This window comes from Cupriavidus sp. DB3, from assembly GCF_020418465.1.
GTDB lineage: Bacteria > Pseudomonadota > Gammaproteobacteria > Burkholderiales > Burkholderiaceae > Cupriavidus > Cupriavidus cauae.
Genome location: NZ_JAIZPL010000002.1, coordinates 264,896 through 276,981, shown reverse-complemented (window position 1 = coordinate 276,981; position 12,086 = coordinate 264,896). Strand labels below are relative to the sequence as shown.

The window sequence follows — 12,086 nt, the reverse complement described above, 5'->3', positions numbered from 1 at the left end:
AAAAGCCGCCCGGTGAATCGGGGCGGCTGCTTTTTGCTGAGTTCTTTTTGCTGTTTCGATCGGTTGGTTGCGGGGGCAGGATTTGAACCTGCGACCTTCGGGTTATGAGCCCGACGAGCTGCCAGACTGCTCCACCCCGCGTCCGTCGAAGAAGTGATTATAGGGCAAGCGCTTTCGCAATGCAACAGGAGATATGAGCGAAAGTATCGTGGGCCGCATTTCAAGCGCTTGCAGGGGCCGCATTGCCGTTCGGGCGTTCCCACAGCACCGCCTCGAACTCGAAATTCTCGCGTTGCAGCAGATCGTCGCGTTGCCAGATCACGCGGTCGGGCCGCACCGTCAGCATCCACGTGGTGGTGACCAGCGGCGCGGGCGAGGAGAAGGCCAGCGGCGTCAGCACGGCGGCGCAATGGCCCTGGCCGGGATCGCGCACCGAGCGGTAGCGGATCAGCCCGAGCCCGGCCTCGCGGGCGACGCGGGCGAAGGCCTGGCAGCCCTCGTAGTGGACCGGGTCCTGCCATTGCGCGGCATCGCGCGCGAACGGCGCCTCGTCCAGCGCGACGCCGTCGGTGCGCACGCCGACCTGGAACAGCGTCTGCGCGCGCGCATCGATGCGCGGCAGGGCGGGACTGTCGCGCAGGAAGCGCCAGCGCCAGTAGCCCAGCTCCGCGCAGGCGGTGCGGATCTCGTCCGCGCCGTAGAACACACCCGGATCGTGCGCCGCGCGAAAGCGCGAGCCCCATGGCGACGGCGGATAGCGGAACGGCGTGAACAGCAGGTAGTGCAGATGGCGGGCGTAGGAGGGAACCGCCGGTTTGCCGGCATCGAGCACGGCCTCCAGCACAGCCTGCTCTTCGAGGCTGTCGACCAGCGGCATCGTGGAAACCACATGCTGGGCTTCCACCGCCCGCCACAACGTGAGCGCAAACGGCTTGCGCTCAGATGCGACCGCGGGTGGCGTCCAGATAGTGAACGACACGAACCAGGCCTTCGGTAGTACGGATCAGTTCGAGCGGCTTGCCGCCCAGCGCGAGATTGTCATTGGCCAGCCATAGCCGGGCCTGGTCGCCATGCCCGAGGATGGCATCGAGGGAGCGGAACAGGCGCACGAACAGCACGCCGAACTCCCATTCCTTGCGGTGGTTGTCCAGCACGTAGTGGCCCGAGGCCATGCGCGAGACGGAGGCCGTGCTGATGCCCAGCACGCTGGCGACCACGGCCTGGCTGATACCGAGGAAGCCGGCCGCGCGCATCACGGCCTTGGTCAGGGTTGCCCCGGCATCCGGGGCCCCGGCGGGAAGCTGCTGCCGAAGTTGCTTGGTCTGCATCGCCATGCTCCTGTTTCCTTGGAAACATTATAGGCCACTTGTTTCGCAAGGGAAGCAGGAAAACCACTTTTGCGGGGATTCCTTGCGTACGCCCGTTCGACCGCCGCCTTTCCGGCGCCGTTCCCGGGCCGCGCCGCGGCGGAGCAATCCGGCGGACACGCAGCCGGACGGGCAGCAGGGCGATGAAATATAGTGCGAGCCGGCCGCCCAGGCCGTCGCTCAGGTGCCGGGCGCAACGGCCGCCGAGGCCGGTAGCTCGGCGCCGGCGCCAGCCGCCATCGAGCCGTGGCTCAGGCGCCGGCGTCCTGCAGCACCGTCTGCAGCGCCTGCAGCGACGCGTCCAGACTCTGCCCGCTGGTGTCGATCACCGCGTCGGCGCGCGCGTAGAGCGGCGTGCGGGCCTGCAGGATGCGGCGCAGGTCGGCCATCGCCTCGCTGTTGCCCTGCATCGGCCGCATGTCGCCCTGGGCGACCACGCGCGCCATGTGTTCCTCGGGCGAGGTCTTGACCCAGACCGTGTAGCAGTTGGCGAGCAGCAGATTGAAGGTGGCCGGCTCGGACACCAGGCTGCCCGGCGTCGCCAGCACCAGCCGCTCGTGCTCGCGCAGCACGCGTTCCAGCGCGCGCAGTTCGTAGCGGCGGTAGGCGGCCTGGCCGTACAGCGAATGGATTTCCGACAGCGTGGCGCCGGCCTCCTGTTCGATCGCGCCGTTCAGCTCGACGAAGGGCAACTCGCGCGCCTCGGCCAGCGCCCGGCCCAGCGTCGATTTGCCGGCGCCGCGCAGGCCGATCAGCGCGATTCGCTGATGGCGCGCGTCGAAGGGGGCGGACGGTGCGAGGGCATTGCGGCAGGCCTCGCGCACGCGGGCCAGATCGGCGGGCGGCAGTTGCGCGAGCCATTGCAGAAGCTGGCCGAATTCGGCGGCGCGCGCGCCGTTGCCGCCGTCGGCCTCGGCCAGCACCACCGGCAGCGGCACGTTCAGCGCGGCCGCAACCTGCCGCAACAGCAGCACGGAGGCGTTGCCGGTACCGGTTTCGAGATTGGCCAGATAGCGCTCCGAGACCCCGGCCCCGCGCGCCAGATCCTTGCGCGACATGCCGCGGGCCGCGCGCAGCGAGCGGATGCGCTCGCCCAGCTGGGTCAGGTACGGATCGCGCTCGCCGGGCTGGCGGGGCTCGGCGTCGGACAAAGGCGCAGTGGCTTCGGTGGCGCGGCGCATGGCGGGCAAGGGTTGGGAAGGAGGGAAGCAGCGACAGGCGTTGGGTGCGGCATTATAGGGCACATGGACGGCATACCCCGGGTTCACCCCAAGCCTTTTTCGCTGCCATATAGTGCATTCCTGAGCTTGCATCTTAGTCGATGTGCAATAAAATGCATCAACAACGATAAGGTGCCGCCGCAAATTGCCGCCGGGGCGTGCACCAACGGCCGACAAGAGGCCGCCTTCGGGCCGCCCAAGGAGTGAGACATGACGTCCCCGACCGCTTTGCCGGCGCGCTACAACGCCGCCGCCGATCTGCTGTCGCGCAATCTGGATGCCGGCCGGGGCGACAAGCTGGCCTATCGCGACGACACCGCGACGCTGACCTACGCCGAGCTCGATGCGCGCAGCCGAGGCTTCGCCGGCGCGCTGCTGGCGGCCGGGCTGCGGCCCGAGGAGCGGCTGCTGCTGTGCGCGCTCGACACCATCGATTTCCCCGTGGCGTTTCTCGGCTGCCTGCTGGCCGGCGTGGTGCCGGTTGCCGTCAATACGCTGCTGACGGTGGACGATTACGCCTACATGCTCGAACACAGCGGCGCGCGTGCCGCCGTGGTGTCCGCGCCGCTGCTGCCGGCCCTGCGCGAAGCGGCGCAACGCGCCGGGGTCGAGCCGCTGTGGATCGTCGCGGCGCCGCTGCCCGACGATGGACACCTGCCGCAAGGCGAGGCGCCCGCGGCGGCGACCGTGGCGGGGCTGGCCGGCAGCGGTACGCCGCTGGCGCACCCTGCGGCCACCGGACCGGACCACATGGCGTTCTGGCTCTATTCGTCGGGCTCGACCGGCCGGCCCAAGGGCACCGTCCATACCCACGGCAACCTGTTCCATACCGCCGACCTCTATGCCCGCCAGGTGCTGGGCCTGCGCGAGGACGACGTGGTGTTCTCCGCAGCCAAGCTGTTCTTCGCCTACGGGCTCGGCAACGCCTTGACCTTTCCGCTGTCGGTCGGCGCCACCACGCTGCTGATGGCCGAGCGGCCGACGCCGCAGGCGGTGTTCCGCCGCCTGACCGGGCAGCGGCCGACGGTGTTCTGTGGCGTGCCGACGCTGTTTGCCGGCATGCTGGCCGCCCCCGACCTGCCGGCGCGCGAAGCGGTCGCGCTGCGCGTCTGTACCTCCGCCGGCGAGGCGCTGCCGCGCGATATCGGCGAGCGGTTCCGCGCCCATTTCGGCTGCGACATCCTCGACGGCATCGGCTCGACCGAGATGCTGCACATCTTCCTGTCGAATCGTCCCGGCGACGTCCGCTACGGCACTACCGGCAAGGCGGTGCCCGGCTACGAGCTGAAACTGCTGGACGACGCCGGCCAGCCCTGCGCGCCCGGCGAGATCGGCGACCTGTACATCAAGGGGCCGTCGGCCGCGCTGATGTACTGGGGCAATCGCGACAAGACCCGCGATACCTTCGTCGGCGAATGGACCCGCAGCGGCGACAAGTATCTGTGCGATGCGGACGGTTACTATGTCTATGCCGGGCGCAGCGACGACATGCTGAAGGTCGGCGGCATCTATGTCTCGCCATTCGAGGTCGAGGCGGCGCTGGCGCGCCATCCCGCGGTGCTGGAGGCGGCGGTGATCGGCGTCGAGGACGCCGACCGTCTGGTCAAGCCCAAGGCCTACGTGGTGCTGCGTCCCGGCCACGAATGGCACGACGGCATGGAGGCCGAGCTGCAGGCCTTCGTCAAGAGCAGCCTGGCGCCGTACAAGTATCCGCGCCGGATCGAATGCGTGGCCGAGCTGCCCAAGACCGCGACCGGCAAGATCCAGCGCTTCCGCCTGCGGCAGCGCGAGCGGCAGGCACGCGAGGGCGCGACCGACGCGGAGCAGGCGCGCACGTCCGCGACCGACGCGGCGGGCGCCGTTCCGTCGCCATCCGCGCCATGAGACAGGGTAAGCCGCGATATCCCCGCGGCCCGCGCGTCATTACACTCGGGCGCGAGCCGGTCGGCCCGGTCGCTTCGATAGCCCCGGAGGCACCGCCAGCCTCGGTGGCCGCGGCGCCGGGTTCCACTGCATTGACGCCATCCATGGCGGGGTTTATAACGGCGAAAACTTCAAACCTAAAATAATTGGCGCCGCACCGCCGCGATGCCACGCCCGACCGCAGGCCGCGCCGCATGCAACTTCGCAAGCAACCACGCGGTCTCGGCGGGCAGGCATGGCGCAATGGAACGGACGCCGTCGCACCGTCGCGCGAGCGACCCGCTGAACCACCAGGAGGAGACATCCATGCATCGCTTCATCTCGCGCCGCCTGGCGCCGGCCTGTGTTGCCGTCGCCGCGCTGACGCTGGCGGGCGCCGCCACGGGGCAGCCCGCGCCATCCGCGGCGGCCGGCAAGATCAAGGTCGGCTTCATGCTGCCCTACACCGGCACCTACGCGGCGCTCGGCACGGCGATCGAGAACGGCTTCCGCATGTACGTGCAGGAGCAGGGCGGCCGGCTGGGCGGGCGCGAGGTCGAGTACTTCAAGGTCGACGATGAATCGGATCCGGCCAAGGCGCCCGAGAACGCCAACAAGCTGGTCAAGCGCGACCAGGTCGACGTGGTGGTCGGCACCGTGCACTCGGGCGTGCAGATGGGCATCGTCAAGGTCGCCAAGGAAAGCAACACGCTGCTGATCATCCCGAACGCCGGGGCCGACGAGGCCACCGGTCCCCTGTGCGGGCCCAACATCTTCCGCTCCTCGTTCTCGAACTGGCAGCCCGGCTATGCGATGGGCCAGGTGGTGGCCGAACGCGGCATGAAGCGGGTCGTCACGCTGACGTGGAAGTACGCGGCCGGCGAGCAGTCGGTGCGCGGCTTCAAGGAGGCGTTCGAGGCCAAGGGCGGCAAGATCGTCAAGGAACTGAGCCTGCCGTTCCCCAACGTCGAATTCCAGGCGCAGATCACCGAGATCGCCTCGCTCAAGCCCGATGCCGTGTTCGTCTTCTTCGCCGGCGGCGGCGCGGTCAAGTTCGTCAAGGACTGGGCCGCGGCGGGCCTGAAGGACAAGATTCCGCTGTATGCATCGGGCTTCCTGACCGACGGCACGCTCGAGGCGCAGGGCGCCGCCGCGCAAGGCCTGGAGACCACGCTGCACTACGCCGACGGCCTGCAGAATCCGCGCGACAAGCAGTTCCGGCTCAATTATGCGAAGGCTTACAAGCTGCAGCCCGATGTCTATGCGGTACAGGGCTACGACGCCGCGCAGATGCTGGCCGCCGGCGCCAGCGCGGTCAAGGGCGACATGAGCCGCAAGGCGGACGTCTACAAGGCGATCGCCGCGGCGCGCATCGACAGCCCGCGCGGCACCTTCACGCTGTCGCGCGCCCACAACCCGGTGCAGGACTTCTATCTGCGCAAGGTCGAGGGGCGCGAGAACAAGGTCAGCGGCATCGCGGTGAAGGCGCTGGCCGATCCGGCGCGCGGCTGCCGCCTGTAATGTGGGGCTGACCGCGCCAGTCGGCCACTCGATCGCCTGCCTCCTGCATGCCTTAACGGCCGCGGCATACCGGCTCGCGCCGGCCGCGGCCCCGTCAACGACCGATCGCCTCGCATGGACCTCGTCTCCTTCCTGATCCAGTGCCTGAACAGCGTGCAGTACGGCCTGCTGCTGTTCCTGGTCGCCAGCGGCCTGACGCTGATCTTCGGCATCATGGGCGTGATCAATCTCGCCCACGGCAGCTTCTACATGCTGGGCGCCTATCTGGCCTTCACGCTGGCGAGCATGACCGGCAGCCTGTTCATCGCGCTGCCGCTTGGCATCGTGCTGGCGGTCGCGTTCGGCTATCTGCTCGAGTGGGTGTTCTTCAGCTATCTGTACGAACGCGACCACCTGCAGCAGGTGCTGATGACCTATGGACTGATCCTGGTGTTCGAGGAGATGCGCAGCATCCTGGTCGGCGACGACGTGCATGGCGTGCCGGTGCCTCCGCTGCTCGACGGCGCGCTGCCGATCGGCAACGAGATGACCTATCCGGTCTACCGGCTGTTCATCTCGGCGGTGTGCCTGCTGGTGGCCGCGGCGATGTACTACGTGATCCGCCGCACGCGGCTGGGCATGACGATCCGCGCGGGCGCCAGCAATCGCGAGATGGTGCAGTCGCTGGGCGTCAACATCGGCCGGCTGTACCGGCTGGTGTTCGCGCTCGGCGTCGCGCTGGCGGTGCTGGCCGGCATGATCGCCGCGCCGGTGTCGTCGGTCTATCCCGGCATGGGCAGCCAGGTGCTGATCGTCTGTTTCGTGGTGGTGGTGATCGGCGGCATCGGCTCGGTCAAGGGCGCGATGGTCGCCGCGCTGCTGCTCGGCTTCGTCGATACCTTCGGCAAGGTCTTCTGGCAGGAGGCGGCGGGCGTGCTGGTCTATCTGCTGATGGCGATCATTCTGCTCTGGAAACCCCAGGGCCTGTTCAAGGCGGGCTAGCGCGATGGCATCGACACCTCCGACCGATCTCGGCGCCGACATCGGCGCGGCCTTCGACCTGCAGCGGCGCGCCAACCTGCGCTGGACCACGCTGGCGTGGGCGATCGCCTTCGCGGTGCTGGCGGCGCTGCCGCTCGCGCTGGGCGGCGAGGGCAACAAGTTCTACATCGACCTGCTCAGCAAGGTCATGATCATGGCGATCTTCGCGCTGTCGCTGCAGCTGCTGATCGGCTATACGGGGCTGGTCAGCCTGGGCCACGCGGCGTACTTCGCCACCGCGGCCTATGCGACCGCGATGCTGGCGCCGCAGTCCGAGCCGGGCAATGGCTGGTGGCTGCTGGTGGCGGCGGTCGCGGCGGCGTCGGTACTGGCGCTGCTGGTCGGCATGCTGGTGCTGCGCACGCGCGGCATCTACTTCATCATGGTCACGCTGGCGTTCGCGCAGATGGTGTACTTCATCTTCCACGACACCAAGATCGCGGGCGGCAGCGATGGCACCTATATCTATTTCCGGCCCGAGTTCGGCGTGTTCGGCGCGCGTCCGCTCGGCATCGACGATCCCGTGCATTTCTACTGGCTGGTGCTGGGCGCGCTGATCTTCACCGTGGCGGCGCTGGCGATGGTGCTGCGCTCGCGCTTCGGCCACGCGCTGATCGGCATCCGCCACAACGAGCAGCGCATGCGCGCGGCCGGCTTCGCCACCTACCGCTACCAGCTTGGCGCCTTCGTCGCCGGCGGCGCGTTCGCCGGGCTGGCGGGCTATCTGTATGCGATCCAGTTCGGCTTCGTCAATCCGGAGATCGCGTCGTGGCACCAGTCGGGCAACGCGATGCTGATGGTGATCCTGGGCGGCGTCGGCAGCCTGGCGGGCGCGGTGATCGGCGCGTTTTCCTTCGTGCTGCTGGCCGAATGGTTCAGCACGCTGACCAAGCACTGGCAGCTGCTGATGGGCGGCTTCATCATCGCCGCGGTGGCGCTGCTGCCGGGCGGACTGGTCGGATTGGCCGCGCTGTTGCGGCGCCGGCTGGGTGGCGGCGTGGGCCGCGGAGCCGGAGGCAGGGCCGAAGGCAAGGCGGGCGGCAAAGTGAGCGACATGCGGGGAGAGCGGCGATGAACGCGCGCCATGGCAACGAACCGGTGCTGCGCGCGGCCGGACTGACGCGCCGCTTCGGCGGCCTGACCGCGGTGTCCGGCGTCGATCTGGCGTTGGACCTGCATCAGATCCACGCCGTGATCGGCACCAACGGCGCCGGCAAGTCGACGCTGATCAATCTGCTGTCGGGCGAGCTCGCGCCCAGCGCGGGCCAGCTGTTCCTGCACGGCAACGACGTCACCGGCTGGCCGCAGCCGCGGCTCGTCTGCGCCGGCGTGGGACGCAGCTATCAGCGCAACAACGTGTTCGCACCACTGAGCGTGCGCGAGAACTGCCGCCTCGCGGCGCAGTCGCGCGCGCAGCGTGCCTGGCGGCTGTGGGAAAGCGCGCAGTCCTGCCGCACCGCGCGCGCGCTCGGCGACGAGGCGATGGAACGAGCCGGTCTCGCGGATTGCGCGGCGCTGCCAGCCATGGCCCTGTCGCACGGCCAGAAGCGCCAGCTCGAGGTCGCGATGTGCCTCGCTACGCAGCCGGTGGCGCTGCTGCTCGACGAGCCGCTGGCCGGCATGGGCGCCGAGGAATCGGCGCGCATGCTGGCGCTGCTGCGCGACCTGCGCGAGGGTCACGCGATCCTGCTGGTCGAGCACGATATGGACGCGGTGTTCGCGGTCGCCGACCGCATCACCGTGATGGTCAACGGCGTGGTGATCGCCTCGGGCGAACCGGCCGCGATCCGGGCCAATCGCGAGGTCCAGCAGGCCTACCTGGGCGACGACGAGGGCGCCGGCGAGCTTGCCGATGTCGCGGACGACGCCAATCCCCATGGCGCAGGCGCCGGCGCGGCCGCCGGCACGCGCAAGGAGTGCGCAGCGTGAAGCCGATGATCGAAGCCACCGGCGTGCAGGCCTGGTATGGCACCAGCCATGTGCTGCGCGGTGTCGACTTTCGCGTCGACGCGGGGGAGACAGTCGGCCTGCTGGGGCGCAACGGCATGGGCAAGAGCACGCTGCTGCGGACGCTGCTCGGCCACGTGACGCAGCGCGCCGGCACCATCGTGGTCGCTGGCCGCGACGTGTCGCGCGCGCGGCCATACGATGTCGCGCGCCTGGGCGTGGCCTACGTGCCCGAAGGCCGCGGCATCTTCCCCAACCTGTCGGTGCGCGAAAACCTGCTGATGGCGGCGCGCAAGGGCTGCAACGGCCGCAATGACTGGGGCGAGACGAGGGTGCTCGACCTGTTCCCGCGGCTCAGGGAGCGGCTGGACCACGGCGGCCAGCAGCTGTCCGGGGGCGAGCAGCAGATGCTGTCGATCGGCCGCGCGCTGATGACCAACCCCGACTGCCTGATCCTGGACGAGGCGACCGAAGGGCTGGCCCCGAAGATCGTGCGCGAGATATGGGACGTGATCGCCGCCGTGCGCGGCACCGGCATCTCCACCGTGGTGGTCGACCGCAACTATCGCGCCGTGCTGGCACAGGCCGACCGCGTGGTGGTGCTGGAGAAGGGCCTGGTCGCGGCCAGCGGCCCCGCGGCCGAGCTGGCGGCCACGCCCGGCCTGCTCGAACGGTATCTCGGCGTCTGACCACCGCGATGGTCGTCTGCACCCGCGGCGGTATCTGGCGCGGCGAAGAAGGAATACATGGCAGACATGGGCAGGGCCGACAAGGCGGACAGTCAGGCATGGCGGAAACCGAACGGCGCGAATACCGCGGGTCGCGCCGTTTTTCTATGGCGGGCACGCCACACCTCGGGCTTGACCGAGCGCCGCTTCGCTCGCATCCTTGCGTTCCTGGGTAGGGCGAACGCCGGCCAGCCAACGTCTTCACGCGCCACCCGCGGCGCGCCCGACACGGTCTCAAAAAGATTCCTGATGACGCTGCCGGCCCGTTTCCACTAGAATGGCGCCCGATTGTGCATTGCAAAAAAATCCTCGAACGATGCGGCCGGCCGCGGCATAGTGGGCCTCCCGCTCCGAATCCATGACACAACCCACCACGAGCCATTATTTCGTCGAGACGCCCAGCATGCGCATGCTGGTACTCGCGGCGATCGGTGTCGTCTTCGGCGATATCGGCACCAGTCCCCTCTATGCATTGAAGGAGTGCTTCAGCGCCGAGCATGGCATTCCGTTCAGTCCCGAAGCGGTGATGGGCGTGATCTCGCTGCTGTTCTGGGCAATGATCCTGGTGGTGTCGATCAAATACGTGGTGTTCGTGATGCGCGCGGACAACGACGGCGAGGGCGGCGTGCTCGCGCTGATGGCGCTGGCGCTGCGCAGCGCCGCACCGCGCACGCGGCGGGCCAAGGTGCTGATGATGCTGGGCATCTTCGGCGCCTGCATGTTCTACGGCGATGCGGTGATCACGCCGGCCATCTCGGTGCTCTCCGCCGTGGAAGGCATCGAGATCGCGACGCCCGCGCTGTCGCACTACGTCATTCCGATCACCCTGGCGATCCTGCTGGTGCTTTTCCTGCTGCAGCGGCGCGGCACCTCGTCGGTGGGCAAGCTGTTCGGTCCGATCATGATGGTGTGGTTCCTGTCGCTCGGCGGGCTGGGCATCTACCACCTGATCGAGTCGCCCGCCATTCTGTCCGCGATCAATCCGCTGTACGGCGTGCGCTTCCTGATCGAACATTCGCTGCAGGCATTCATCGTGCTCGGCGCGGTGTTCCTGGTGCTGACCGGCGCCGAGGCGCTGTACATCGACATGGGCCATTTCGGTCCCGCGCCGATCCGCCGGGGCTGGTTCGCCATCGTGATGCCCTGCTTGATGCTGAACTACTTCGGCCAGGGCGCGATGCTGCTGGGCGACCCCAGCGCGGTGCGCAATCCGTTCTACCTGATGGTGCCCGACCTGCTGCTGATCCCGATGGTGCTGCTGGCCACCTGCGCCGCGGTGATCGCCTCGCAGGCGGTGATTTCGGGCGCGTTCTCGCTGACCAGCCAGGCGATCCAGCTCGGCTTCATTCCGCGCATGCGCATCCGCTACACCTCGGAAGCCGAGATCGGCCAGATCTACCTGCCGGTGATCAACTGGGTGCTGCTGGTGGCCGTCGTGCTGGTGGTGCTGGCCTTCAAGAAGTCGGAGAACCTGGCCGCCGCCTACGGCATCGCCGTGACCACGACGATGGTGATCACCACGCTGCTGTCGATCGTCGTGATGCGCCACGTGTGGAAATGGCCGCCGGCGGTGGTGGGAGCGGCGGGCGCCGCCTTCCTGGTGATCGACCTGTCGTTCCTGTCGGCCAATCTGCTGAAGATCGCGGAGGGCGGCTGGTTCCCGCTGCTGCTGGGCAGCGCCGCCTTCTTCCTGCTGATGACGTGGTACGGCGGCCGCAAGCTGCTACGCGCGCGCAGCCTGGAGGAGGGCATTCCGCTCGAGCCCTTCATGGCCGGCCTGCTGGCCCATCCGCCGCACCGCGTCGAGGGCACCGCGGTCTTCCTGACCGGCAACACCGAATTCGTGCCGGTCTCGCTGCTGCACAACCTGAAGCACAACCGCGTGCTGCATGAGCGCGTGGTGTTCCTGAGCTTCGTCACACGCGACATTCCCTATGTCGACGACGATCACCGGCTCAGTTGCAAGGACCTCGGCGGCGGCGTCTTCATCCTGAAGTCCGAGTACGGCTTCAAGGAAACCCCCGACGTGCACAAGGTGCTCGACCTGTCCAAGCGCAAGCTCGACATGGAGTTCGAGCTGATGGAGACCTCGTTCTTCATCGCGCGCGAGTCGGTGATCCCGTCGCGCCTGCCCGGCATGCCGATGTGGCGCGAGACGCTGTTCGCGTGGATGCATCAGAACGGCGCCAAGCCTTCGGACTTCTTCCGCATTCCGGCCAACCGGGTGGTGGAGCTGGGTACCAAGGTCGAGATCTGACCGCGGCGGCGCGCCCACGGAGGCCGCCGATCGGATCAGCAAAAAGCCTGCATGCGGCGCTGCCGCTTGCAGGCTCTTTTGTTTGGTCCGTGGTCGCAGCGGGGCCGCCGCGCGGGCGCAGGCG

At 68.5% G+C, this 12,086-nt stretch carries 10 protein-coding genes and 1 tRNA gene; 7 read left to right on the top strand and 4 right to left on the bottom strand.

Features of this window, described 5'->3' with window-relative positions:
- Positions 1–64: 64 nt before the first annotated feature.
- The 4 genes from K7G19_RS06880 to K7G19_RS06865 all read right to left on the bottom strand — a co-directional run bounded on the left by K7G19_RS06880 (position 65) and on the right by K7G19_RS06865 (position 2,548).
- Positions 65–141 (bottom strand) — tRNA-Met (locus K7G19_RS06880).
- Between the two features lie 79 nt (positions 142–220).
- Positions 221–979, bottom strand: coding sequence for an RES family NAD+ phosphorylase (locus K7G19_RS06875; protein WP_149318897.1), 759 nt, complete (start codon positions 977–979; stop codon positions 221–223).
- On the bottom strand, positions 939–1,334 hold the full coding sequence (locus K7G19_RS06870; RefSeq protein WP_370639503.1) for an antitoxin Xre/MbcA/ParS toxin-binding domain-containing protein: 396 nt from the start codon (positions 1,332–1,334) through the stop codon (positions 939–941). The genes K7G19_RS06875 and K7G19_RS06870 overlap by 41 nt, the downstream gene beginning before the upstream one ends.
- 284 nt (positions 1,335–1,618) lie before the next feature.
- Positions 1,619–2,548: a helix-turn-helix transcriptional regulator gene (locus tag K7G19_RS06865; protein WP_226106532.1), complete on the bottom strand. Its 930-nt coding sequence runs from the start codon at positions 2,546–2,548 to the stop codon at positions 1,619–1,621.
- Between the two features lie 249 nt (positions 2,549–2,797).
- Between K7G19_RS06865 and K7G19_RS06860 the strand changes: the two genes are divergently transcribed.
- From K7G19_RS06860 to K7G19_RS06830, 7 genes are all read left to right on the top strand, one after another.
- A complete protein-coding gene (locus K7G19_RS06860) occupies positions 2,798–4,471 on the top strand; it encodes a benzoate-CoA ligase family protein (protein ID WP_226106529.1) in 1,674 nt (557 codons plus the stop codon).
- Between the two features lie 345 nt (positions 4,472–4,816).
- Positions 4,817–6,010 carry an ABC transporter substrate-binding protein gene (locus K7G19_RS06855; RefSeq protein ID WP_149318894.1) on the top strand — a complete coding sequence of 398 codons (1,194 nt, stop codon included), beginning with the start codon at positions 4,817–4,819 and terminating at the stop codon, positions 6,008–6,010.
- 114 nt (positions 6,011–6,124) lie between these two features.
- Positions 6,125–6,991 (top strand): branched-chain amino acid ABC transporter permease, encoded by an 867-nt coding sequence (locus K7G19_RS06850; protein ID WP_149318893.1) that lies wholly within the window; start codon positions 6,125–6,127, stop codon positions 6,989–6,991.
- A 4-nt stretch (positions 6,992–6,995) separates the two neighbouring features.
- On the top strand, positions 6,996–8,105 hold the full coding sequence (locus K7G19_RS06845) for a branched-chain amino acid ABC transporter permease (protein ID WP_223819571.1): 1,110 nt from the start codon (positions 6,996–6,998) through the stop codon (positions 8,103–8,105).
- Entirely contained in the window at positions 8,102–8,959 is an 858-nt protein-coding gene (locus K7G19_RS06840; RefSeq protein ID WP_226106527.1) for an ABC transporter ATP-binding protein, read from the top strand. Before K7G19_RS06845 ends, K7G19_RS06840 begins: the two co-directional genes overlap by 4 nt.
- Positions 8,960–8,964: 5 nt before the next feature.
- Positions 8,965–9,666: an ABC transporter ATP-binding protein gene (locus K7G19_RS06835; RefSeq protein WP_226107045.1), complete on the top strand. Its 702-nt coding sequence runs from the start codon at positions 8,965–8,967 to the stop codon at positions 9,664–9,666.
- Between the two features lie 397 nt (positions 9,667–10,063).
- Positions 10,064–11,962 carry a potassium transporter Kup gene (locus tag K7G19_RS06830; RefSeq protein ID WP_150083078.1) on the top strand — a complete coding sequence of 633 codons (1,899 nt, stop codon included), beginning with the start codon at positions 10,064–10,066 and terminating at the stop codon, positions 11,960–11,962.
- The last annotated feature ends 124 nt before the right edge of the window (positions 11,963–12,086 follow it).